General features: G+C 45.7%; 23 protein-coding genes and 2 pseudogenes. 5 read left to right on the top strand and 20 right to left on the bottom strand.

The genetic code is table 11. From position 1 onward, the window contains the following. Positions 1 to 24 precede the first annotated feature (24 nt). The 5 genes from HY807_06375 (at position 25) to HY807_06355 (ending at position 4,668) form a co-directional block, all read left to right on the top strand. Positions 25 to 435, top strand: coding sequence for a cbb3-type cytochrome c oxidase subunit I (locus tag HY807_06375; GenBank protein ID MBI4826031.1), 411 nt, complete (start codon positions 25 to 27; stop codon positions 433 to 435). Positions 436 to 536: 101 nt separating this feature from the next. After that, on the top strand, positions 537 to 749 hold the full coding sequence (locus HY807_06370) for a DUF1858 domain-containing protein (protein MBI4826030.1): 213 nt from the start codon (positions 537 to 539) through the stop codon (positions 747 to 749). Positions 750 to 799: 50 nt separating this feature from the next. Next, a complete protein-coding gene (locus HY807_06365) occupies positions 800 to 1,954 on the top strand; it encodes an N-acetylmuramoyl-L-alanine amidase (protein MBI4826029.1) in 1,155 nt (384 codons plus the stop codon). Positions 1,955 to 1,960: 6 nt separating this feature from the next. Further along, the gene (locus HY807_06360) at positions 1,961 to 3,538 is read left to right on the top strand and encodes a D-aminoacylase (GenBank protein MBI4826028.1); all 1,578 of its coding nucleotides are present in this window, start codon (positions 1,961 to 1,963) and stop codon (positions 3,536 to 3,538) included. A 95-nt stretch (positions 3,539 to 3,633) separates the two neighbouring features. Further along, positions 3,634 to 4,668, top strand: coding sequence for an AI-2E family transporter (locus HY807_06355; protein MBI4826027.1), 1,035 nt, complete (start codon positions 3,634 to 3,636; stop codon positions 4,666 to 4,668). A 13-nt stretch (positions 4,669 to 4,681) separates the two neighbouring features. Here the strand turns inward: HY807_06355 and hemG are convergent, their stop codons facing one another. From hemG to HY807_06255, 20 genes and pseudogenes are all read right to left on the bottom strand, one after another. Next, positions 4,682 to 6,040 (bottom strand): protoporphyrinogen oxidase, encoded by a 1,359-nt coding sequence (gene hemG / locus HY807_06350; GenBank protein ID MBI4826026.1) that lies wholly within the window; start codon positions 6,038 to 6,040, stop codon positions 4,682 to 4,684. Then, entirely contained in the window at positions 6,037 to 7,110 is a 1,074-nt protein-coding gene (gene hemH / locus HY807_06345; GenBank protein ID MBI4826025.1) for a ferrochelatase, read from the bottom strand. Before hemH ends, hemG begins: the two co-directional genes overlap by 4 nt. A 39-nt stretch (positions 7,111 to 7,149) precedes the next feature. Beyond that, positions 7,150 to 8,412 (bottom strand): HD domain-containing protein, encoded by a 1,263-nt coding sequence (locus HY807_06340; GenBank protein MBI4826024.1) that lies wholly within the window; start codon positions 8,410 to 8,412, stop codon positions 7,150 to 7,152. Continuing rightward, a complete protein-coding gene (locus HY807_06335) occupies positions 8,409 to 9,332 on the bottom strand; it encodes a PAS domain S-box protein (protein ID MBI4826023.1) in 924 nt (307 codons plus the stop codon). The genes HY807_06340 and HY807_06335 overlap by 4 nt, the downstream gene beginning before the upstream one ends. Before the next feature lie 33 nt (positions 9,333 to 9,365). After that, positions 9,366 to 10,415 (bottom strand): uroporphyrinogen decarboxylase, encoded by a 1,050-nt coding sequence (gene hemE / locus HY807_06330; GenBank protein ID MBI4826022.1) that lies wholly within the window; start codon positions 10,413 to 10,415, stop codon positions 9,366 to 9,368. A 22-nt stretch (positions 10,416 to 10,437) separates the two neighbouring features. After that, positions 10,438 to 11,514, bottom strand: coding sequence for a radical SAM protein (locus HY807_06325; GenBank protein ID MBI4826021.1), 1,077 nt, complete (start codon positions 11,512 to 11,514; stop codon positions 10,438 to 10,440). A gap of 287 nt (positions 11,515 to 11,801) precedes the next feature. Beyond that, complete coding sequence (locus HY807_06320) at positions 11,802 to 12,005, bottom strand: hypothetical protein (protein ID MBI4826020.1); 204 nt, start codon at positions 12,003 to 12,005, stop codon at positions 11,802 to 11,804. Beyond that, positions 12,002 to 12,297, bottom strand: a pseudogene (locus tag HY807_06315) (BrnT family toxin). The gene HY807_06320 and the pseudogene HY807_06315 overlap by 4 nt, the downstream one beginning before the upstream one ends. Before the next feature lie 79 nt (positions 12,298 to 12,376). After that, positions 12,377 to 12,544 carry a hypothetical protein gene (locus HY807_06310; GenBank protein ID MBI4826019.1) on the bottom strand — a complete coding sequence of 56 codons (168 nt, stop codon included), beginning with the start codon at positions 12,542 to 12,544 and terminating at the stop codon, positions 12,377 to 12,379. A gap of 79 nt (positions 12,545 to 12,623) precedes the next feature. Continuing rightward, positions 12,624 to 13,817, bottom strand: coding sequence for a radical SAM family heme chaperone HemW (hemW, locus tag HY807_06305; GenBank protein ID MBI4826018.1), 1,194 nt, complete (start codon positions 13,815 to 13,817; stop codon positions 12,624 to 12,626). A 75-nt stretch (positions 13,818 to 13,892) separates the two neighbouring features. Then, on the bottom strand, positions 13,893 to 14,090 hold the full coding sequence (locus tag HY807_06300) for a hypothetical protein (GenBank protein ID MBI4826017.1): 198 nt from the start codon (positions 14,088 to 14,090) through the stop codon (positions 13,893 to 13,895). A 28-nt stretch (positions 14,091 to 14,118) separates the two neighbouring features. Beyond that, positions 14,119 to 14,832 (bottom strand): sulfite exporter TauE/SafE family protein, encoded by a 714-nt coding sequence (locus HY807_06295; GenBank protein ID MBI4826016.1) that lies wholly within the window; start codon positions 14,830 to 14,832, stop codon positions 14,119 to 14,121. A gap of 150 nt (positions 14,833 to 14,982) precedes the next feature. Continuing rightward, positions 14,983 to 16,047, bottom strand: a complete 1,065-nt coding sequence (locus tag HY807_06290) for a radical SAM protein (GenBank protein MBI4826015.1) — start codon at positions 16,045 to 16,047, stop codon at positions 14,983 to 14,985. Between the two features lie 2 nt (positions 16,048 to 16,049). Next, a complete protein-coding gene (locus HY807_06285; GenBank protein ID MBI4826014.1) occupies positions 16,050 to 17,477 on the bottom strand; it encodes a radical SAM protein in 1,428 nt (475 codons plus the stop codon). A 55-nt stretch (positions 17,478 to 17,532) separates the two neighbouring features. Beyond that, complete coding sequence (locus HY807_06280) at positions 17,533 to 18,102, bottom strand: hypothetical protein (GenBank protein ID MBI4826013.1); 570 nt, start codon at positions 18,100 to 18,102, stop codon at positions 17,533 to 17,535. 27 nt (positions 18,103 to 18,129) lie between these two features. Beyond that, positions 18,130 to 19,713 (bottom strand): B12-binding domain-containing radical SAM protein, encoded by a 1,584-nt coding sequence (locus tag HY807_06275; protein MBI4826012.1) that lies wholly within the window; start codon positions 19,711 to 19,713, stop codon positions 18,130 to 18,132. 208 nt (positions 19,714 to 19,921) lie between these two features. Then, entirely contained in the window at positions 19,922 to 21,367 is a 1,446-nt protein-coding gene (locus HY807_06270) for a sigma 54-interacting transcriptional regulator (protein MBI4826011.1), read from the bottom strand. Positions 21,368 to 21,381: 14 nt separating this feature from the next. Continuing rightward, the gene (gene leuD / locus HY807_06265) at positions 21,382 to 21,879 is read right to left on the bottom strand and encodes a 3-isopropylmalate dehydratase small subunit (protein ID MBI4826010.1); all 498 of its coding nucleotides are present in this window, start codon (positions 21,877 to 21,879) and stop codon (positions 21,382 to 21,384) included. 14 nt (positions 21,880 to 21,893) lie between these two features. After that, positions 21,894 to 22,970 (bottom strand): GGDEF domain-containing protein, encoded by a 1,077-nt coding sequence (locus tag HY807_06260; protein MBI4826009.1) that lies wholly within the window; start codon positions 22,968 to 22,970, stop codon positions 21,894 to 21,896. A 27-nt stretch (positions 22,971 to 22,997) separates the two neighbouring features. Next, positions 22,998 to 23,546: pseudogene (locus HY807_06255) on the bottom strand (3-isopropylmalate dehydratase large subunit).

Raw genomic sequence — 23,546 nt, 5'->3', positions numbered from 1 at the left:
GTGAAGAGTTAAGGAGGGGCGAAATTGGATAAGATAGTTGTCTGGTATCTGAGAATGAGCGTCATATACTTTGTCGCAGGCGCGGCTTTGGGAATGGGAATGTTCATATGGCCTGAAGAATCCGGGATCTATAAAGATATACACGTGCACTTTAACCTCCTGGGTTTCATGACAATGATGATATACGGGGTCGGTTATCACATACTCCCGAAGTTCAGCGGTGTTCATATATACAGCCCGAAGATAATGAATGTCCAGTTCTGGCTCTCAAACGCCGGGCTGATCGGCATGGCAACAACATGGCCCATGACGATAGTAGGATATGCCGCAGGAATAGCAGGCCCTATACTCATGCTCTCAGCAGCGCTCTCGCTTATCGCGGTCATCCTCTTCGCCTTTAATATACTGAAGACGATAAAGCCGGTTCAGATGTAGCTTATGATTTGCATCATAGACACCGCCTGCGGGACGTAATACAATAAGTTCAGAGAGATAAAAACAGGGCAGGCGATGCTCATAAATATGGAGGTGTTAAGATGGAAATTACAAAAAATTCAGTTATCGGGGAACTGATCAAAGAGGTGCCGGGCGCGCAGGACGTAATAAAGAAGTACTTCGGCAACGGATGTTTTACATGTCCGGGGATCAATGTCGAATCAATTACTTTCGGCTCTGCCATGCATAATGTCGACCCTGAAAAGATAATAGCAGAGATCAAGGCGCTTCAGAAAGAGACTGTTAAAAGTTAATGGCAAATAGTTGAGGTTGACATTACAGGTCTTTTATTCAAAAATACTCTATGAAAAAGATCCTGCCGGCATTTGTCATCCTCATGATCTTTATATCAAACAGCAGCAGCGCCGCTGTCAGCCCTCTCAGCGTTAATGGCATACGCTACCTTACATACAAAGACCACACAAGGGTGGTAATCGACCTAAGCAGCGAGGCATCATTCAACAGCAACCGCCTTAAAAAACCTGAACGCATATATTTCGATATCAAGGGATGCACGCTCTCAAAAGATGCCAAAACCGCAATAGAAGTAAATAACGGGACGATCAAGAAGATACGCGCAGGCAAATTCAAAGAAGATACGGCAAGGGTCACTCTTGACCTTGAGGGCATGAGCCAGTATTCTGCGTTTATGCTTGAAAATCCCGACAGGCTCGTTATAGATATCTACAAACCCGAAACTACCGCATCTCCTGTAATTGAGAGCAAGCCCGTTATCAAAGAGATACCGGATGATGTAAAGATAAAGACGATAGTGATTGATCCCGGGCATGGCGGCAAAGACCCCGGCGCGGTCGGCCCGAACGGGCTGAAGGAGAAAGATGTTGTCCTTGCGGTAGGAAAGAGGCTCGGCGAGATACTGAAGGAAAGATACGGCGTAAATATAATCTATACCAGAAAGACTGATGTATTCATCCCTCTTAACGAACGCACCGAGATTGCAAACTCGAATAACGCCGACCTCTTTATCTCAGTCCACGCGAACGCAAATACAAAGAGGTCCGCAAAAGGGATCGAAACATATATACTTAACTGGACGACTGACGACGAGTCGCTGAAGGTCGCGGCAAGAGAGAACAATATCACCATAAGCAAGATGAAGCTGCTGAGGGGCGGGTTGCAGATGATACTTGACGACCTGACCAGGAGCCATAAGAAGCAGGAATCCGGCAGGTTCGCGCGCAGCGTACAGGATGCAATGGTCAGCACAGTGAAAGACAAATATCGCGATACAGCAGACCTCGGCATAAAGCAGGCTCTCTTCTATGTGCTTGTGGGCGCTGAGATGCCGTCAGCGCTGGTTGAGATATCATTTATAAGCAACCGCGAAGAAGAGAAGCTCCTCGCAAGCAAGGGCTACAGGGACAGGATAGCCGAAGGCATAGCTGAAGGAGTCGGAGATTACATCAAAGGTTCAACATTGATGGCCAGGCAAAAATAAAATTATATGGCTATAGACTATTTAATAAAGGGCGGATTCATTATTGACGGCACCTCTGCGGATGCCTCGCCGAAGATAGCTGATATCGCAATTGAAGGCGACCGCATAAAGGCGATTGGAGAGTTCTCAGGAGTTCATGCCGATAATACTATAAATATTAAGGGGCTCTGCGCATGCCCCGGATTTATCGACTCTCACGCGCATTCTGATTTCACCCTGCTTGCAGATGGAAGGGCCGAGGGAAAGATATGCCAGGGCGTAACTACAGAAATGAACGGGAACTGCGGCCTGTCCGCTGCTCCGCTTTTCGGGGAGGCTCTTGAACACAGGGAGAAAGAGCTCGCAAACCTTGATATTAAAGAGAGATGGAATACCTTTCCTGAATTCTTCAGCATTCTGGAGAAGAGAGGGTTTGCAGTTAACTTTGCAACGCTTGCAGGCCACGGCAACCTCAGGGCCTCTGTCGCCGGGTATGACGACAAACCGCTTTCAAAGAGTGATATTGAAAAGACGACAGAACTTTTAAGTGATGCCGTCAGCGCAGGGGCAAAGGGCATCTCAACCGGACTGATATATCCGCCGGGGATATTTACTGATACACCGGAGATAATCGAACTTGCGCGCGAGGCGGCAAAGAGCGGCGGCATCTATACAACTCATATGAGGAGCGAGGGCAGCAGGCTCCTTGAGTCGGTCAACGAGGTCATGACCATTGTCAATGAATCAGGCATAAGAGCCCACATCTCACACCTGAAGACCAACGGCGAAAGTAACTGGAAGAAGCTCAAAGGCGTATTCGAGCAGATAGAGCATGAGAACATGAACGGCTTTAATGTCACATGCGACAGGTATCCTTACACCGCTTCAAGCACAGACCTTGATACGATCCTGCCTGCATGGGCGTTTGAAGGCGGGCATAAAAAAGAGCTGCACCGGCTCAGGAATGAACAGGCTCACCTTAAAAACGATTTTCTCAAGAAGCACCCTGAAAAATCTTTCTGGAAGTCTGTGATGATATCGTCAGTGACCACAGACAAGAACAAGTGGATGGAAGGCAAGACGCTCTTTGAGATAAGCCTCCCTCTGAAAAAGAACCCTATCAACTGCATGTTCGACCTGCTCATTGATGATGAACTCAGGACAGGGGCCATCTTCTTCTCGATGAACGAAGACAACCTCAGGGAGATACTTAAACGGCCTTACGCGATGATAGGCTCCGACAGTTCCGCAAGGAGCTTTGACGGCATAACGACAAATGAAAAACCCCACCCCAGGGCGTTCGGAAGTTTTCCAAGGATATTAGGAAAATATGTCAGGGAATACGGTGTGCTGAAGCTCAGTGAGGCGATATATAAAATGACAGGGCTTCCCGCGAAAACATTCAGGATAAAGAACCGCGGCATTATAAAGGAAGGCTGCTTTGCTGACATCACAGTCTTTGACCCGAAGAAGGTCAATGATACGGCTGAATATAACAGGCCGTTTGTAAGGCCGAAAGGCATCCACCACGTCTTTGTGAACGGCACGCCTGTATTGTTTGAAGGGCAGGCCACAAAAAAAATGCCGGGAAGGATACTCAGATAAAGGCCGATCCATGAACTTTATTTGAAAAAGCTCCTGAAAAAATATATCTTAATGTTAATCTGGCAAATGCAACTATATGGAAAAAGTGACATTCAATGACTGATATCCGTTTATCCAAAACAATCTATCTTGTATTCACCTTAATTATTGTTTATCTTTTCTACAAGATATTAAGCCCGTTTCTCTTTACGTTAGCATGGGCGATGGCGCTGAGCATCACATTTTATCCTTTATATAAATTAATACTCAGATCATCCAGGCGCCCGTGGTCTGCCTCGCTGCTTACACTTCTTATAATCCTGATGACGATATTGGTCCCTTTTATATTTATTATCGGCTCCCTTGCAAACGATATTACAAATCTGTACAACATGATCGAGCAGAGGGGCGTTGAGAACATAATTAACACCGATATAAACCTGCGGATCGAAGATGCACTTCGGAAATTCATACCGGAAGAAGTCTTTCAGAAGTTCAACATCCAGCAAAGCCTTGTGTCGACATTGAAATCAATCGGCGATTATATCCTGAGGAACATCTCCGGCATCTTTACCAACGCTTTTATCCTCGTGATGAATTTCATCATTATGTGCATGACAATTTATTACTTCCTTAAAGACGGAGAGGCGCTTGCCGCATACCTTAAGAAATTGCTCCCGCTCACTGAGGAGCAGAAGCACAGGTTTGAGGAACGCATAAAACAGACCGTCATTGCCGCGGTGTACGGAGGGCTTGCGGTCGGTGTCGCGCAGGGAGCCCTCGGCGGAATAGCCTTCTGGATCTTCGGCCTGCCGTCGCCCGTCTTCTGGGGGGCAACAATGGCCATTTTATCACTTGTGCCTGTTTTCGGGACATTTCTTGTATGGGGCCCGGCGTGCCTTATACTCTTTCTGTCAGGCAGTTATATGAAAGGCATCGGGCTGCTCCTTTTCAGCGTAATAATCATCAGCAGCGTTGACAATATCATCAAGCCGCTGGTTATCGGGAGCAGGACCAGAATGCATCTGCTTCTGGTCTTCCTAACCGTCCTCGGCGGGATGCAATTCTTCGGGCTGCTGGGATTTATTCTCGGGCCTTTAATTGCCGCGTTATTTCTTACACTGGCCGAAATACACGCGAAAGAAGAGTGAAAAAAATACGTCGTCACTTTGTTGTCCTGCTGACAACCTCTTCGGCAAGTTTATATCCGTTCTCTACACAGTCGTTCATGCCGATGCCGTTATAAGCATTGCCGGCAAGATAAAGCCCATTATGAAGCCTGAGCCTCTCATTGATCTTTTTCAGCTTGTCTGAATGCCCCACCAGATATTGCGGTATCGCCCTCTCCCACCGGTAGATCCTTGCCATATCAGGATCAGACTTTAAAGTCAGGATCGGCCTGAGTTCATCCAGCACAGTATTCAGCAGCCTGCTGTCATCCATCATCGCAAGCTCAGACGCCTTTGCTCCGCCTATCATCGTCCTCAGGAGAACATGGCCTTCAGGCGCCCTGTTCGGGAATATGCTTGAGTCCCAGAGAGTGCCGAGTATCTTTCTGCCTTCTTTCTGAGGTATGAGAAAGCCGAAGCCGCCAAGGCCATGCCCTACCTTCTCCCTCCTGTATCCAAGACAGACAACAGAGAGCGACGGATAAGGAATTGTAGAGAGTATATCTGAAAGCTCCCTGTCCAGCTCTTTTAGAATATTGGAAGATGCGTATGCAGGCGAGGCAAGGATGACGATATCCGCCTCAAATATGCCGGCAGATGTATGTATCTGATAGCTGCCGCTGCTGCTGTTTATCCCGTGGACAGATGTCCCGACCCTGACCCTGCTGCCAAGCGCCTCTGAAAGTGCATCAGTTATCTTCTGTGCGCCGTCGTAAAAAGATGTGAGCCTGCCCGGAGGCGCGACAGAGACATTGGCGCCTTCCTTCCCCCTCTCTCTCTTTATCTTTATCAGGGCCTTGAAGAGCCCGCCGTATTTATATTCAAATTCCTTGATGCGCGGAAAGCAGCTCTTTATGCTCATCCTGTAAGGGTCGCCTGCAAAAACACCCGAGACCATAGGGTCGATAAGTTTATCAAGCGCCTCCTTGCCGAGCCTTCGTATTATGAAATCAGCTACGCTCTCATCCTCAGGGCCCTTCGGCGCAAAGAGGTCATAGAGCATCCTTAACTTGCCGGGCCATGATATGAAATCAGATTTAAGAAATGCAGGAGGCGATTCAGGCAGCGCGTTAAGCTTTCCGCCTGAAAAGATGTATCTCTTCTTTGCATTCTCATTGCTGCGCACCGGGTCAATGCCGAGGCTTCCGCACAGCTCGATCGTCTTTGGTTTGTTGTCAAGAAAACCGTTTGCGCCCTTTTCGCAGACAAATCCTTCAGCATTATCAGTCCATATCTTTCCGCCTGTTCTGGAATCGGATTCAAGTAGCATAATATCAAGCTGCGGGCTATTCGAAAGCGCGTAAGCAACAGACAGGCCTGAGAGCCCTCCGCCTATAACAACTACCTTCTTCATTGTGCCTCTCTCATTTTTATCATAACCAGTTCCTTAAGCGCGTTAATGAACTTCTCCGATGTGTTCAGCGACCCGCATCTCCTCAGGTTCATGCCCTGCCCTTCGGCAAGTTTCATGAATAGTATATCTACTTCATAAAGCGTCTCGATATGGTCTGACACGAAACTTATCGGCACGACAAGGATATTCCTGCATCCCTTCTCCCCGAGCTTTATGATCGTATCATCAGTTGCAGGCTCAAGCCACTCAACAGGCCCGCTCCTGCTCTGAAATGACAGCCCCCATTTAATATCCCTAATATTATACGGCTCTTCGGAAAGCCTTTTGTTAGCAGCCTCAATCGTCCCTTTAATGTGGTCAAGATACGGGTCGCCTTCATCAATAAAAGACTTTGGAAGGCTGTGGGCGCTGTACAAAAGAAAGATATCCTCACCCCTGAACTCTTGAATGCCTTCATGTATAAGTTCACACAGCGCATCGATGTAAGGAGGAAAGTCAAACCAGCACTCTATATATTTTATGCTAAGGCCCGTCTCCTCAGCCGCGTGCCTGAACGCCGAGACTGACGAGCCTGTTGTGGTCTTGGAGTAATGAGGATATAAAGAAAGGACTATGACCTCATTGATCCCGTCCCGCATGATCTTCTTTACGGCATCCTTTATATACGGATGCCAGTAACGCATGCCGATATAAACTTTACAGGAAGGTTGAGAGGTCAAGAAGCTGAGCTGCTGAAAAGCAGAAGTTTTCTTATCTTCCAGATTTTCAATCTTTTCAACTTCTGCATTTAATGACTTTTCAAGCGCCTCAGCCTGTGCCGTGGTGATTTCCAGTATTGGCGACCTTCCGCCTATCATCCCGTACATCCTCCGGCTCTTTGACGAACGGAATGTTGAGATAAGCCTTGCAACAGGTTTCTGAAGAAAGGACGGCCCCAGCCTGATGATATCCCTGTCAGAAAAGAGGTTATATAGAAAAGGCCTGACAGCATCTAATGAGTCAGGCCCGCCGAGGTTGAGCAAAAGAACGGCTATGGTATGATCAGTTTTTCTGTCAGCCGTATCGATCATATTTATATACCTGAAAAGATTAAAGGCCGGAATGAAATATTATTGCCTTACTGCAGACTCTTTATGTTTACTCAGCACCCTTAGAAAGGCCTCTACTACCTCAGGATCAAAATGTTCTCCTGAACAGCGCTTAAGCTCTTCGATCGCAAATTCATTGCCGACTGACAAACGGTAAGGCCTGTCAGATATCATGGCATCATATGAGTCGGCAACACATAACACCCTTGCAAGCAGAGGGATCTGCTCCCCCTTAAGGGCGTCAGGATAACCGGTTCCGTTATATTTTTCATGATGCGCCCTGATGATAGGGCGTATCTTGTCAAGACCTTTTATAGGGCGCAGTATCTCATCGCCTCTTACAGGATGCATTCTGATCATCATGAACTCCGCGTCAGAGAGCTGGGAAGGCTTGTCAAGGATCTCATCATATGTGCCTATCTTGCCGATGTCATGTAAAAGGGCCGCTGTCTTAAGGTATTCGATATCCTGCTCCTTCAGGCCCATCTCCCTGGCTATTGCATTTGCATAATAAGATACATCAAGGGAATGGCCTTTGGTCCAGTGGCTTTTTGCGTCAATGACATTTGAGAACGCAACGACAAGGTCATTATAGATGCCTTTAAGCTCCTTATATGTGGCGTCAAGGTCTTTGAGCATATTAAAGAAGGCATCCTTGGACTGTATCAGTTTCTTCTCATTCTCTTTTATATCAGTAATATCAATTATCACCAGCACATATGCGTTTGATTTTCCTTCCTCGTCAAATATAGGGGTCACACTCTCAATGAAATGCCTGTTGTTTTCCTTGTTGTGATAAAAGAATTCCTCAGTCCTGTTGTTCCTGACAGATCTCACAAGAGGGCATCCTTCAAGCGGCTTATTAAGGCTGTGGACAGCCCCGCAGCACTTAGCCTTGTAAACGAGCTCCTTTATTTCCCTTCCCGCAAGGTCGGCTGCATATTTATTCGCCCTTATGATATCGGAGTTCTCATCAATAAGCATGACACCATACGGCATGGAATCAAATGTAGTAAGCCATTCAGAAGAAGCTAACCTCAGCCGCTTCTCTGACTTCTGGGTTCTCTCAAGGAGCTTTCTGTTTTGATTTATCAGATACGCGGTAATGGTTGAAGCTATTGGCGCTGTTACAACAAGTATATGAAATAAAGTTTCAATAAAAGAATCAAAATGAAATAAATGCTCAAAGACCAGAGAGCCATGCTCGGCATAGTCATAAAACAAATATGTTATGACAACCATCCAGCCGAAAAGCGCAACGAATACCGGGAGCCTTAATTTCATTTTGAATTTTTCTCCTCCGCCGCCTTAAGCCTCTCAATCTCTTTCTTCAGCTCGACCATCTTCAGCTCCCTGCCTACGGACATCTCATAAAAATCCTCAAGTTCTTTTATCTTTAAAGTAAGTTTCTCATCGGTCTTCATCCTTGCGGTGACATCTGAAACAACCTCGACAACAGAGTCTATCTCGCCTGAAGAGTTTCTGAGCGGATATGATATGGTCTCTACAAATATCGGATTCCTGTCTTTATCAAAGTGCCGGTGTATTATTCTGTGGCTTACCCCTGTTTCAAAGGCGTTCTTCACGCTGCATTCCTCGCCGGCCTGAAAGCAGGGTTTGTCAATATGGTGCGAGACCTTATAACAATGCATGCCGACTATTTCGGAAAGATCTATTTTTGTCTGTTTAAGGTAACCGCTGTTGGCTGTGATTATCTTATAGTCGCGGTCTATCACGACAACGCCGTCGCCAATGCCTTCAAGTATAGAGGAGAGAAAAAGCTGGTGTTTCCTGAGAGACTCCTCAATATTCTTCCGGTCTCTTACATCCCTCATAACGCTCAGCATTATCTTCTCGCCGCCGAAATCCATCATCCTGCAGTTTGCCTCAACCGGTATGACAGCGCCGTCCTTCTTCTTTAAGGCCATTTCATATACAGCCTCACCGCATTCTTTGACAGCGCTCATACAATCAGGAATTCTGACGGCAAATTCCCTGGGAGACAGCTCGAATATATTCATGGATAATATCTCTTCCTTTGTGTGGCCCAGGCGTTCAAGAGCGGTTTTATTAACATCTATGAATTTACCGTAGAGATCAATAATAAAAACAGCATCGCTCAGTGATTCAAAGATATTACGGAATATCTCCTCACTGCCGCGGCGTTCATCGCTAACATAATTCTTTTCTGCCAGTTCACTCATGATATCTATCCCTTACAGCGTTTTGATGAAAAATTACTTTTTACTCAGCCTGTGAACCATCTCCACAAGCGCTATGACATTATCAGGAGATGTCTGCGGTACTACGCCGTGCCCCAGATTGAAGATATGGCCTTTCGCGGATGAGGCCCTGTCCAGAACATCCTGAACTCTCTTCTCTATCTCCTGTTCGGGCAGAAACATTGAAAGCGGGTCAAGGTTGCCCTGCACCACAACATCTCCGCCAAGCCTTCTGATCGCATCATCTATATTTATTCTCCAGTCAACTCCATATACATCAGCTCCGGATGTCTTTATCTCCTCAAGAAGCCCGGCTGTCTCACCGACAAAATAGATGATAGGAACTGTTTCAATCCTTTCGCTCTTCATCCAGTTTCTCAGATCGCTGATGATCCTCTGAACATATGACAGGGCATGTTCCCTGAAATCTGAAGGCGAAAATATCCCGCCCCATGTATCAAATATCTGCACAGCCTGTGCGCCGGCGCTAATCTGCGCCTTGAGATACTCTGTTATCGTGGCGGTAACCTTATCCATCAGCGATTTATACAGCGCGGGGTTCTGATAGATCATCATCTTGGTGTTAAGGAAATTTCTGGAGGTGCCGCCTTCGATCATGTAGGTTGCTGTTGTAAAAGGCGCGCCTGCGAAACCAATGAGCGGAACCCTTCCGGCAAGCTCTTTTCTCAGCAGGCGTATAGTATCCATCACAAACCTCATGGTATCTTCAGGGTCGGGAACAGAGAGTTTATTCACAGTGGCAGCGTCGCGTATCGGCGGTGAGAGCAGAGGCCCCTTCCCCTCATGGAAATCAAGCCCGATACCCATAGCCTCGCACGGGATAAGGATATCGGAAAACAATATTGCCGCGTCCACGCCGAGAATATCTATCGGCTGTATAGTTACCTCTGCCGCAAGTTCCGGGGTCTTGCAGAGCGTCAGAAAATCAACTTTGCCCCTGACCTTCTGATAGTCAGGTAAATATCTCCCTGCCTGGCGCATTATCCATATTGGAGTGTATGGAACTTCTTCACCTCTGCATGCCTTTAAAAAAGTATCATTCATGATCTTATCCCTTCTGTTACGTTTATTTAGTTTTACCTTCTTTTAACATTTTTACCGGAACATATCCGCAGAACGGTTCCTCATCCATATAATCCCCGGTCACGGCATACGCGCGAGCCCTGCATCCGCCGCATACATTTACGTATTCGCATGAACCGCACTTCCCCTTGTATGCCTTGAAGTTTCTCATATCCTTGAAAAGCTCGGAATTCTCCCAGATATCCTTGAAAGTCTTCTCCCGGATATTGCCTGCTGATTTAGGGAAGTAACTGCATGGAAGCACATTGCCGTCCACATCTATGAGGCAGATGAGCTGGCCCGCAAGGCATCCCTTTGAACCGCCTGTTGAGAAGTTAAGCGTGCGGCGCTCGAACTTCTCGCCTTCCTCTTTCTGCATCTGAAGCACTATCCGGTAATAGTGCGGGGCGCAGGTGGGGCGCACAAGCATATCCTTCTCATTCTTCTCCATCTCATAATGCCACTTGAGCAGCTCCTCATAATCCTCTTTGGATATCAGCTCATTCATGATATCCTCTCCTCTTCCCGTGGGAACGATCATGAACATATACCACGCGGTGGCGCCGAGCTCTTTAGCCAGCTTACTGAGTTTTGGTATCTCACTCTGGTTTCTCTTTGTGAATGATGAATTTATAAGGAACTTGATGTCGTGTTTTTTGAAAAGGGCTGTGGCGTTGATAACACCGTCAAACGCGCCTTTCTGGTTTCTGAAATTATCATGGACCTCAGCTGTTGAACCGTCAAGGCTGAGCGAGACCATCTTCACGCCGGCATCCTTCATCTTTATGCAAACCTCTTCGGTAACAAGAGAGCCGTTCGTAGCGATACATATCCTCAGCCCTTTATCAGTGCCGTACTTTGCGATATCGAATACATCTTTGCGTAAAAGCGGCTCGCCGCCAGACAAGACCATCACAGGCTTAGCGTAGCTTGAGATATCATCAATGACCCGATACGCCTCTTCCATAGAAAAATCAGGATGGCCTTTGGCCTCAAGTTCAGACGAAGAACGGCAGTGAACGCACTTGAGGTTACACCTTCTTGTTATCTCCCAGGCTATCCATTTCGGTTCAAATTTCATCGACATTACAAGCGCTCCAATATATATAAGCTATACAATGTGACTATTATAACATGAGTATGGGATCGATACTATACTTCAGGTAAGCTTCACAAACACCGAGGTTGAAAGGATAAGACTCTGGATATGTGGGGAAGAGACAACGAATGGAATGATTGAGATAAAAAAGAGATTTAAAAAGAGCCCTCGCTCCCTACACAGCAGGGCGGGCGTGAAAGTGTTGGTGATAAAGGGCAGTGTCCCAACCGACACCTCACAAATTCATTACAATTTATCCTTTCTTCTTGTTAAATTCCTATAGCCTTCAACATCTCCATCTCTTTGCGCAAAATGGTATTGACGACTTTAGTTAAATCCACATTTTTCATCAGGGCCTTTTTGCTATAAAAAGCCTTAACCTCTTTATCGAGATATACCGGGATTTCAAGCTCTTCTATCGGCCTGTAAAATTTGCCCTGTTCAGCTTTTGAAAAATCATATTCTTTTTTCATGATCTCACCCTCCTTTCAACATATTGCTTTTCTTCGTGTTTTGTCGCCTTCCTTGCGGAAATAATCCGCACGGATTCTTTGTTCCTTATCTTCCTGTATGTATGACTCACCACAAGAATTTTACCGTTTGGGATCTGCCCTAATGTAATCCATCTGTCCTCGTATTCCGAATGCCCCTCATCAAAAAAAGTCAGCATATATTTATCGGAAAAGACATAACAGGCTTCAAGGAAAGTCAGCTTGTGTTGTTCCTGTTTGCCTTATCTTTTTCCGGGTCCCATTCAAATTTCATGCTCTATAACCTCATTTGTATAATAACAGTTTTTAGGCACATCAAGAAAACTACAAACGCGCTTGATGTATTGCCTTCTTTAAGTCCTTTTCCTCCTGCGCTGTTTTGGTTTCTCCGGTGCGGGCAGCAGGCTTGTGTATTTATGGTATAACTCAAACAGGAAAGCCACCCTTTCTGCGTTCGCGCCTTCCCATTCACGGGAGAAGGCAAGCGCACGGTCTCTGATTTCATTCAGTGATAACGGCATCTAATTCATCCCCTATAAGATTACCGCTTAATTTTAATCAAACGCCAGATAAACAGCAAGAAAATTTATTAGCAGTAATTCAGGAAAGCCTGACAAATACCTCGTTAGAGAGAAGCAGGCCGCGCCTCGTCAACCTCAGATTGGTTTCATATGAGCATTCTGAATTAGTGATCTCGATCAGGCCTTCTTCCTGCATATCCGCCAATTCATCCTGATAATGACTTAAAATATTCATCCCATAGCGTTTGAAGAATGATTCGACATTTATCCCTTCAGTCTTTCTCAGCCCGAGAAAGATGGCCTCAGAGACAGCCTTATCTTTAGTTATATATTCTTCTTCCAAAACAGGGCTTCTCATGTCAGAAATAGCTTTAAGATAATCATCCAGATCGCCAGTGTTATAAGAACGTTTTCCATTTACAAAAGAATGCGCTCCAAGCCCGGCAGCGTAATAATCTCCCCTCTCCCAGTAGTTAAGATTATGGCGGGACTGAAAACCGGGTTTTGCAAAGTTGGATATTTCATAGTGTTCAAAGCCTGATAAAGACAAATGATCAATGGTGTGGTTATACATCTCAATGATCAACTCCTCATCTGAAACTGAAATACCGCCTTCCCTGATCCTCTCATGCAATAACGTCCCCTTCTCTACTGTAAGTTCATATGCAGATATATGTTCGGGGCCGAGCTGAACCACCTTTTGAAGCGTCTTCTTCCAGCTTTCCAAACTCTGTCCAGGAATTCCATAAATGAGGTCAATGCCGATATTGCTAAATCCCGCCTCTCTGGCAAGATAAAAAGCCCTCTCCGCTTCTGAAGAAGAGTGAAGCCTGTGGAGCAACTTAAGTTCATCATCATTGAAAGACTGAACGCCGATGCTTAACCTGTTCATCCCGGCTTCTTTGACAGCTTTCAATTTTTCCAGATCAAGAGTACCTGGGTTAGTCTCAATAGTCGCTTCCCCCCCCTTTTGCCCCCCCTTAATAAGGGCAACAGTAGGTGCCTTAAGCAGGGGATGGGGGGGGGGAAAATCAAAGCATGTAAAGATATGACCTATCAGATCTTTAAGAAGATTTGTTGAAAGCGCAGTGGGTGTTCCTCCACCTATGTAAAGAGTTGAGAACACCCTCCCCCTTGCCCCCTCCCCTTGAGGGAGGGGGATGGGGGAGGGGTAATTATCATTGGAGATTGCGATTATCTCTTTCTTCAGCGCGCTGATGTATGCGGCAGCCTTTTGCGGGTCATATATCCCTGAAACAAAATCGCAGTACATGCAGCGCTTCAGGCAAAATGGGATATGGACATAGAGGGATGTTGCCATAGGTTATTGTAGCAGAAGGATTAGCGATTAAATGACTTTCTGAGCCTTGTTAAAGAGACCGTTAAGTTTTTTGCTCTCCTCAACGATCTGCAGCAGAATATCAGCAAGCCCTTTCTCGCCAAGGACCTCTGCCTTTGACGCCCATTCCTTATAAGTATTGATATGGGCATCATTGTGCTCTATCCAGTGTTCAAGAAGATGTTTCAGTTTTTCAAGTTCCGTCATTTCAATTCCCCTTAATATTTAAACGTCATCACAGACCAAAGACGAGCACCGATATGCCGCAAAAACTTATTATCGCCCCTGCGATGGCATGGGTATAACGCTCCAGCCCTTTGGCAGGAAGAATATTAATCCCGTATGTCGAGACAAGCACAATACCGAGCATGGTCGATATCGTGACCGCGCTGAATACTCCGGCAACAAGTCCGAGGCCCAACATGCTGTGCCGTGCGGCTGGATACATAAGCATCGGGATCAAAGGCTCGCACGGGCCGAGGATGAAGATTATAAAGAGCGCCCACGGAGTCACAACGCTTGCATTCTTTTTTTTATGCAGATGCAGATGCTCTTCAGCATGAACATGAGTATGCACATGCTCTGCGCCGCCGCCGTGATCATGTATATGTGTGTGCGGCCTGTTCCGATAAGCGCGCCTCATTCCCCATGCAAAGTAGACAAGGCCGAACGCTATCAGTGCCCATGTTGCTATATCTCCGCGGAATGATTCAAAGGCCTCAAGCCTTGAAACAGCCAATCCGAAAGTTATGCCTACTGTACCCAGCAAAACTGAACTCAGGACATGCCCTATGCCGCACAGAACTGTGACAAAAGTTGTCTTGCGCATGGACCATTCGCCCGACTTTGACATCGCTATGAAAGGGATATAATGATCCGGGCCTAACAGCGTGTGAAGAAAGCCGATGGAAGCAGCGGCAGTAACAAGTATCATCAATTCATTTGTCATGGGTATTCTCCTTAAATTTTACAAAATAAAAAAACCACGAAAGTTTTAAAGGTCTTCTGACCTCTCAGCCTTCGTGGCGTGATTTATATTCGCATATAGATGATTTTATGTCAATGATGGCTGCTGTTGCCTTGACATACTGGCTGCTTTTTATCTGCCAAAGAGAAGCAATGGCCATCTCTTTACATCAAAAACAATGTTGCATAGTACGGAGCACTCAAATGTACATATACAGCTTTTCGCTATTTTGTTGCGAAACTGTTTTGCATTAATACTGCCACAGATATCAACCAGACAATCCTCTCCATTACTGACATCGCCGATCAGTGATTCACCTTTAACTTTTGACATTTCACAGGCAATGACCTCACCGTTAGGGAGTATTTCAACCATCCGTCCTCCGGCATAGCATGGTAAATAGGATCTCTTTTTCTGAAGTGTATTTGCTACGCGTTTATTCAGTATATTGAACATCCTGCTTTCCAGAGAGGTTAATGATCTGTGTTTTTTAATTATTTTTTTGTAATTTTTGATCATGGCTGCATCATGCATATTTTTACCAGTGATATCCCGGGGAAAGGTTATTTCGTGAAAATCAACCGGCAGCAACCTGGAGTCTGCAAGGAATGATTCCATAACTTCTACGTTTTCAGGAAGAATGAGAGATTGCAGCAAGACCTTGAAATTGGGAAATCTCTTTTTAAGATGGCTTAATCCATGAATTGTATCGTACACAGCGGATGCAGCGCCATGTTTATGCCTCACGGCATCATGTATTTCAGCAGGGCCGTCAAGTGATACATGTAATGTAAAATCAATATCCGGCAAGGAGGTCAGAATTTCTTCTGTAGTTTTTAGAATATGCCCGGTCAGAAAGCCGTTTGTATTGATACTTACATGGGGGACTCCGGAGGACTTTACCATTCCAATGACAAGTTCTCCAATATCCTGCCGGATAAATGGCTCACCACCGGTGATCGTAAGATGAATCAATGCGTTGGTTCCTTTGACTGCATTGGCCCATTGCTCAGAAGATAATTCTTCAGAACTTCTGATTTTTCGGGCAATGTTACAGCAGTAATCACAGTTCATGTTACAGCGTCCTGTTACAAAAACTATTAAATAGTTAGGGAGTTGCTTGAAAAGAAGAGCCCGCCAGAGCCTGGCGAAACTTTTAGCAGATGATAAAAATTGTTTGTGATGCAGGTTTTTCATCTTTAATTTAGTTCCTGACGATAAGGCCTTCCTGCAACAACATCTGCCCATTTGACTATCTGAACAAAAAACCTTCTGCTGAAAAACAGTCGAAACGGAAGGGTTCTCATAATTCTGAATATTCTTACAGGCCTGAGATAGACCTTTCTGAATGCATATGAAAGAAGCCTGTTGACCTCAGAAGGGCCAAGCCCGGATATTGAGCTTGAATGTGCATAGTAACCCTCGCCCAGCTTCTGGGGAGCATCCCCGCCGATGTATTCTGCAAAGAGCCTTGTTCCCTTCTGCGGCGTAGTAATTGAAAAAGCGGCAGAGTGTAAAGGGGATCTTGCGGCATAATCTATCGTCTTAAGCATTTCTTCCCTTGTTTCAGTAGGGTGTCCTATCATAAAAAAGCCTTCGGCATGTATGCCGTTCTCTACGGCTGTCTGTATCATGCTGTCCAGGTTGTCAAATTTCAGTTCTCTCCTCAGAAGCTTCTGCAGCCTTTCTGAAACTGTCTCGATAGCAAAACATAAAACTTTTGTTCCTGCCTTTGCGAGTTTCTCTACTATGTCCTTCTCAAGCCTGTCAGCCCTTACACCGTTAGGGAAATACAGGTTCACCTTGAGGCGTTTTTCAATAATAAGATCACATATCCTTCTGGCCCTGGCCTTGTCAAAATTAAAGGTATCATCATAAAACTCAAAATCCGCGATCCCGAATTGTTTGTTCAGAAATTCCATCTCGCTGACAACCCGTTCGGCAGAGTGTGCTCTGAACTTTTTGGTAAATATGTCATGACAGTATATGCAATTATAGGGGCACCCGCGTGAAGAAAAAATCCCCATATACTTCTTGTTGACTCTGAAGAACGAGAAACTTTTTCTCTTCCAGAATTCTGCTCCGAGCGGGCTGTTTATGAAGAGATCCCAGGCAGGAAAAGGGATCTCTCCGTCAAGGTCTTCGATAGACTCCCTCCTGCCGGTAAATACGCTGTCAGCGCCTTTTTTAAAGAGGATGCCTTTTATCTCCTCAAAAGGCATTTGACTGCCGTCGATCTTTTCCACAAGCTCAAGAAATGTTCTCTCACCCTCATAAGCAACCGCGTAATCAACATCAAAAGTATCGAACAGTTCTTCCATAAGGCTTGATACCACAGGCCCACCCAGTACCAGTACGCACCTTTGATTTACCTCTCTGACGCGCTTTACTATTTCCGATAAATACAACCCGTCCCTGTTCATTGATGATAGGCCGACAATATCCGCGTCCTTCATATTGTCCATGACAAAATTATCGCTTTGGACTGACAGGTCAAACAGCTTGATATCATCCTTGCCGGGCCTGAACTTTCTTAAATAGCCTGCAAGATAAAGAAGGCCTAAAGGCGGGGTCATTTCAGGTATATCTGTTGAGGACTCTCTTACTTTAATTAAAGATATATTCATCTGACGTGTATTATATAACAGACTCTATTTAATGTTTATAATTAAACTTTTCCAACTATTTATCCGCAGCCATTGCGCCCAATGAGGATTCATACAACCTCGCCTCTTCTTCAGATACCGAGCCGTCAAGCACGAGGAGCACATTGTCTTTGACAAATGACCAATTGTGGAGTTCGCCTTTTTCATTAAGCGCGAGATAGTGTTTCTGCTGCGCTTCAAGGTCTTCTTTCTTCTCAAATGTCAGAATGCATCCTTCAAGGTTCTTGTCGTTTGAGGTTACATGGATCTTCATGCACTCTTTTGCTTTTGGATGCTCATCTTTAACTGCTGAAGCGGTATTGACCTTCAGCCCGTTCTTCCTGAATGAGTCAGCAGCATCTTTTGCAAACCATTCATATGGAAAACCCGGAGGAGCTATATGATGGGCAAGAGTAATAGGCATAACGGGAGATTGGGTATGAACAAAAACACTGACAGTAATAAAAGAGCCATAACGACCACCACCCCTACTTTCTACTGTTCTTGTTGCCCAATGACCACCAGCAGAAGCCTTCTCAGCACCGCCTGCAAAAGATAATGCTGTCACAACAATGATTACTACTAATAAAAATCTGCTCTTTTTCATCTCACACCTCCATTTTATAAATTAAAGTTATTTTACAAACAGCGCCGGTTTGACCTTTCGAAACATCTTCAGCCTCTCATCAAATTTAATGTCCTGCCTGCCGAGGAAGTTATAAAAGAGTTTCGACACGGCTGACCTCCAGTTGTAAAGCACGGTCTTGTATGTCCACTCGATGTTATAGTTCAGCGCCCTTGTTGTGATAAAGAAGTAGACAGCAGGTTCCACCGTCCTCTTCATTACAAAGAAGAGGATTGTTACAAGGAGTGAGTGAAGTATCCCTCTCGATTTTTCCGGCCTGTTGAAAAAGCCGGTTATGAAACGCGGTAGATAAGGCGTCATGTAAAGGACTTTATTAAAATAGGTATTGTCGATATTTACCATGTACCTTGTCAGATACGCCTCCGGGTCTGCGATGCCGTCGCTTATCGCCTTCTTGGTAAGAGGAGTACCGGGGAAGAATGTGAGATGCGCAAGCGATATTGCATACGGCCTCTTGATCTTTGCTATGGAGTTTATCGTCTCCATCCTGTCTTCTTCAGTCTCGTAAGGGTTGTCAGTTATCATCTCGTAATAAGCAGCAGCCTTTGTCTCTGCTATCATCTCAGCAGCCTTTAATACTGATGAAAAATGCACCCGCCTGTTGAAGACCTCAAAGTTGATGCGGTCGCTTCCGCTCTGAACGCCCATTATCACCCAGCTGAGCCCCGCGTCCCTCAGGAGAAATATCTTCTCCCTGTCAAGGTTTGACGGGAAGACGCGTATCATAAACGGCAGGTTGATATATTTCTTATACTCTTCGCAGAACTTCTTGAGCCAATCTATGCTGTGGAAGAGGAACCAGTCATCCTCGAAATTTATATAAATAATATACGGGTCTTTCTTTACCTCTTTCAGTTCCTGAATGCAGCTTTCAACAGACCTCTCCCTCACCTTATTGCCATAGACCTTCATCAGGTATGAATTGGCGCAATACCCGCAGTTGAAGGGGCATCCCCTTGATGTGATCATCATATGGCATGTGCCGCCGTAGAGCGCATACCTGCGGAAGAGGCGCGGTTCTTCCGCAAACCTGATTATCCTGTTCTTGTGATAACCGTAAAAATACTCAGGCAGATATTCCTGAAGAGGAAGGCTGTCAAGGTCTTTTTCAGGCAGGGCCCTTTCCTGTTTTATGACCCTGCCTTTATCATTGACCCATATGTTCGGGATCTCCGGCAGGACATGTCTGCCCTTTGCACGGAGATGGTCAAGCAAAGATACGACCGCCCTCTCTCCCTCGCTGACGCAGACATAATCAGTGTGCTTTATGCATTCATCAGGATCAACGACAACATGCACTCCTCCCCATATTACAGGTACCTGGAATTTTTCCTTCAGAAGAAGTGTGAGGTTCTTTGCCGGATAAAATTCAATTGACATCAGCCCGATGCCTATAAGGTCAGGGTTGTAATCCTTAATAAAGCCTTCTATTGAAGGCGACAAAGTCTCTTCAATAAAGCCCGGAAGGAGCAGTATCTTTGCGTCATGACCGCTATCAATGACATTTGCGGCTATGTATTTAAGTCCTGTAACGTATGCGTTGGATTGAAGAGAGATGAGCAGTAATTTCATTTTAGATCTCCTTTGTTATCAGGTTTAATTTTTTGATTTACACCTCTCTAATAGCAGAATCCGTGCCACCATTTTGAAGCATGAGAAAATATGCTTAAAAGTCAAGGAGATATATGTCTTTGCTCAAGCAAAACAGGAGGGTTGAAGGGATGCAATCATCCTTTACATATTATTGACAAAAGAGATATAACAGGCTGGAATAAAACGATTATTCAGAGTTGCAACTATTATTGAAAGAGCAAGGATTATTGCATCCCTTATCAGGCTCATTTTTCTTTAAGCGCTGGTTAAGCGCCTGGCGTGATATGCCGAGGAGTGAAGCTGCTATGCCCTGATTTCCATTGGAGCGTTTAAGCGCCTCTGATATCAGAAGGTTCTCTGTATCTTTTAATTTAGGGAAGTGTCCAAGAATATCAACAAAAGAGCCCGCATCAGCTATCTGTTCTGAGCCTTGCTGCTTCATCTGTTTATTGAATACATCAAGAGAGAGCCGTCCTGACCTGTTCTGCGCGACCGCGTCATAGACCATCGCCTGAAGCTCGCGTATATTGCCGGGGAAGTGATATGTTGAAAGCAGCGTAATGAGTTCGCCCGGCACAGAAGGCATCTTCTTTTCCATAGAGCCTGACGCCTCTTTGAGGAAATGATCAAACAGAAGCGGGATATCCGTTATCCGCTCGCGCAGGGGCGGTATATGTATGTGATGTATCTTCAGACGGAAATAAAGATCCTTGCGGAACCTTCCCTTTGCGACAAGGCCTTCAATGTTATGGTTGGAACAGGCTATGATGCACGCGTTGCTCTTCTCAGGGAGATCCGAGCCTATCGGATAATATATCCGTTCCTCAAGCAGGCGGAGAAGTTTGACCTGCGATGATTCGCTGAGGTCTCCTATCTCATCAAGCAGGAGCGTGCCGCCTTCAGCCTTTACAACAAGCCCGCTTCTGTCCTTATCCGCTCCAGTGTATGCGCCCTTCTTATGGCCGAAGAGCGTATCAGAGAACATATTGTCATCAAGCCCGGCAATGTTCACAGCCACATGAGGGCCGCTCAGCCCGCTTGCAGAATGCACCGCCCTTGCAAGCAGCTCTTTTCCCGTTCCTGTCTCACCTGTAATAAGTATCGGCTTGCGCGACCTTGCCACAGCTTCAATGTAATGAAATATCGCCCGCATCTTTTTGCTTCTTGTGATGATATGGCTAAAGGACTTCTCATGCTCAAGCTCATCCCCTATCTTCTGCAGCGCCTCTTCTGCCTGCTTCTGCCTCGTGATGTCCTGGCCGACCGCATATATTACACCATCCTCAATGTCTGAATACGCGTTCCATGCGATGAGCTTGAAAGAGCCGTCCTTGCATAGATAGCTGTGCTCGCAATAATTTAAGTGCGTGCCTTCTGAGATCGTCTCTATTTCATTAATGTTATCTTGAAGCTCATCAGGATGTATGAGGTCATAGAAGGATGTTGCGAGAAGCTCCTCTTCGGAATAACCGAGCAGCCTTGTAAAGGCCGGGTTTACGAGTTTAAAATAACCATCCAGCCCCACGATGCAGAATATGTCGTTTGATATGTTGAAAAAATTCTGATAGGCCTCATCCGCCAGGATGATCTTATTCGACTTCGGCCTGTTTGCACCGCAATTATTTTTCATCATTTAAGTGGAAGGAGTTAATTGCTCTTCAACCTCTTCTTTGTCCACTCAATAAGCCCTCCCGCGGATATAAGTTCCTGCATGAATGGCGGGATCGGTTTTGCGGCGTACTCTTCGCCCTTGGTAATGTTCTTAATCACGCCGCTGTCAGCGTCCACCTCTATAACATCGCCCTCTGATATCTTTTCAGAAGCTTCTTCAGACTCAAAGATGGGAAGCCCGATATTGAACGCGTTCCTGTAGAATATCCTCGCGAAGCTCTTTGCCACGACTCCCTGCATGCCTGCGGCCTTGATGGCTATAGGCGCGTGCTCGCGTGAAGAACCGCAGCCGAAGTTCGCGTCAGCGATTATCATATCGCCTTTTTTAACCTTTGACGGGAAATCCTTATCAGCATCTTCCATGACATGTTTCGCGAGTTCGTTCGGGTCAGATGTATTAAGATATCTTGCCGGTATGATCGCGTCAGTATCTATATCCCTGCCAAACTTCCATACTCTTCCTTTAAGTATCAATTTCAAAGCCTCCCTTATTCAGCCTTCTTTTTTCCCGCTGCCTTTTTTGCGGGCTTCTTACATACTTTTACAGCATTCTTGCCTGACTTCTTTGAGAGGTACATGGCTTCATCAGCATTGCCGATGATCTCCTGTGATGTCTTTCCATCCTCAGGGAAAGAGGATATTCCCGCGCTGAAGCTGATTCCCTTAACGTCACCCTTATTACCGAGAAAACTGTGCTTGTTGACCTGCTTCAGCGCCTTGGTAATAAGCGAAACAGCGCCGTTCTTATCGGTCTCCGGAGCTATCAGGACAAATTCCTCTCCGCCGAACCTTCCGATTATGTCATTTTTCCTTAAACCCTTTTTTATCAGATGTATCATGTCTACAAGAAGCTTGTCGCCGAGAAGATGCCCGTGCTCATCATTGAATTTCTTAAAATTATCTATGTCTATGAAAATGACCGAAAAGACAAGGCTGTGGCGTGACGCCCTCATTATCTCCTCATCAAGCCTCTTGTAAAGGAAATGCCTGTTAAATGTGTCAGTGAGCATATCATGGCTTGCCTGCCTCTTCAGGTTCTCCACGAGAGACATTTTATCTATCGCCTCTATCGACTGCGCGGCGAATATATTGAGCAGCAGCATCTCCTCATCGGTGAATTTATCCTTTGTCTTTCTGTAGACGGTAAGGCATCCGATGGTGGCATTCTTTGTTTTCAGAGGGATGGAAAGTATCGAGTGGATCCCTTCATCCCTGGCAAGCTCTTTATACACACAGTTCTTCTCCGTGTGAATATCTTTTGTCATAAAAGGCTTCCCGCTTTGCACGACTTTTCCGAGTATGCCTTCGCCGATATTCAATGAAGACTGATTTATATATTTGCGGGAAAGGCCGTGGCTTGCGTTTATCTTAAGCTTTCCGCTCGTCACATCAAATGTCCTGATCGTCGCAGCCTCTGACCGGGTAAGGCTGACCGATGTCCTTACAATATGATTAAGCACATCATCTATTCCGTCAAACACGACGATACGTTCCATTATGAAATATATCTTGTCGAGAAGATCGTCTTTGAAAGTCTTGCTGTTTACGGCAGAAGTCATCCTCATGGAATATTATCCTCTAAGCATACCGATTTACTTTATTTCATTAGGAACGGCTATCCTGCCAAGCACTGCGGACGCTGCGGCAACGGCCGGGTTTGAGAGATAGACCTCACTGCCCGGGTCTCCCATCCTTCCTACAAAGTTCCTGTTGGTGGTGGCAAGAGCCTTCTCGCCTTTTGCAAGTATTCCCATATGCCCGCCGAGGCACGGCCCGCATGTCGGGGTTGAAAAGACAGCCTCTGCGTTTACAAATATCTCAGCCAACCCTTCTTTAACAGCCTGCAGGTATATCTGCTGTGTAGCAGGTATGACTATCATTCTCGTGTTAGGATTGACCTTCTTACCCTAGATTATCTCAGCCGCTTCTCTTAAGTCTTCGATCCTGCCGTTTGTGCATGAACCTACAACCACCTGGTCAATAGTGATATGCGAAAGCTCTGCCGCAGGTTTTGTATTTGAAGGAAGATGCGGGCACGATACAGTCAGCGGTATCTTTGAGCAGTCATACTCTCTCACATCAACATACTTTGCATCGGCATCTGATGTATAGAATTTATAATTTCTCCTGGCCCTGCCATT

The organism is Nitrospirota bacterium (genome assembly GCA_016207885.1).
GTDB lineage: Bacteria > Nitrospirota > Thermodesulfovibrionia > UBA6902 > UBA6902 > JACQZG01.
Note: the sequence above shows the minus strand (reverse complement) of the source record. Positions and strands in the feature narration are given on the sequence as shown.

Excerpts from the sequence above, each read along its gene's own strand:
- HY807_06320 (MBI4826020.1), bottom strand. The coding sequence starts at position 12,005 with ATGAAAAAAGAATATGATTTTTCAAAAGCTGAACAGGGCAAATTTTAC.
- HY807_06290 (MBI4826015.1), bottom strand. The coding sequence starts at position 16,047 with ATGAAAAACCTGCATCACAAACAATTTTTATCATCTGCTAAAAGTTTC.
- HY807_06310 (MBI4826019.1), bottom strand. The coding sequence starts at position 12,544 with ATGCCGTTATCACTGAATGAAATCAGAGACCGTGCGCTTGCCTTCTCC.
- HY807_06300 (MBI4826017.1), bottom strand. The coding sequence starts at position 14,090 with ATGACGGAACTTGAAAAACTGAAACATCTTCTTGAACACTGGATAGAG.
- HY807_06335 (MBI4826023.1), bottom strand. The coding sequence starts at position 9,332 with ATGAGTGAACTGGCAGAAAAGAATTATGTTAGCGATGAACGCCGCGGC.
- HY807_06360 (MBI4826028.1), top strand. The coding sequence starts at position 1,961 with ATGGCTATAGACTATTTAATAAAGGGCGGATTCATTATTGACGGCACC.
- hemH (MBI4826025.1), bottom strand. The coding sequence starts at position 7,110 with ATGATCGATACGGCTGACAGAAAAACTGATCATACCATAGCCGTTCTT.
- hemG (MBI4826026.1), bottom strand. The coding sequence starts at position 6,040 with ATGAAGAAGGTAGTTGTTATAGGCGGAGGGCTCTCAGGCCTGTCTGTT.
- HY807_06295 (MBI4826016.1), bottom strand. The coding sequence starts at position 14,832 with ATGACAAATGAATTGATGATACTTGTTACTGCCGCTGCTTCCATCGGC.
- HY807_06365 (MBI4826029.1), top strand. The coding sequence starts at position 800 with ATGAAAAAGATCCTGCCGGCATTTGTCATCCTCATGATCTTTATATCA.
- HY807_06340 (MBI4826024.1), bottom strand. The coding sequence starts at position 8,412 with ATGAAATTAAGGCTCCCGGTATTCGTTGCGCTTTTCGGCTGGATGGTT.
- HY807_06370 (MBI4826030.1), top strand. The coding sequence starts at position 537 with ATGGAAATTACAAAAAATTCAGTTATCGGGGAACTGATCAAAGAGGTG.
- HY807_06355 (MBI4826027.1), top strand. The coding sequence starts at position 3,634 with ATGACTGATATCCGTTTATCCAAAACAATCTATCTTGTATTCACCTTA.
- HY807_06275 (MBI4826012.1), bottom strand. The coding sequence starts at position 19,713 with ATGAAATTACTGCTCATCTCTCTTCAATCCAACGCATACGTTACAGGA.
- HY807_06325 (MBI4826021.1), bottom strand. The coding sequence starts at position 11,514 with ATGAAATTTGAACCGAAATGGATAGCCTGGGAGATAACAAGAAGGTGT.
- HY807_06285 (MBI4826014.1), bottom strand. The coding sequence starts at position 17,477 with ATGAATATATCTTTAATTAAAGTAAGAGAGTCCTCAACAGATATACCT.
- HY807_06280 (MBI4826013.1), bottom strand. The coding sequence starts at position 18,102 with ATGAAAAAGAGCAGATTTTTATTAGTAGTAATCATTGTTGTGACAGCA.
- HY807_06260 (MBI4826009.1), bottom strand. The coding sequence starts at position 22,970 with ATGAGGATGACTTCTGCCGTAAACAGCAAGACTTTCAAAGACGATCTT.
- HY807_06270 (MBI4826011.1), bottom strand. The coding sequence starts at position 21,367 with ATGATGAAAAATAATTGCGGTGCAAACAGGCCGAAGTCGAATAAGATC.
- hemW (MBI4826018.1), bottom strand. The coding sequence starts at position 13,817 with ATGTACTGCGATTTTGTTTCAGGGATATATGACCCGCAAAAGGCTGCC.
- hemE (MBI4826022.1), bottom strand. The coding sequence starts at position 10,415 with ATGAATGATACTTTTTTAAAGGCATGCAGAGGTGAAGAAGTTCCATAC.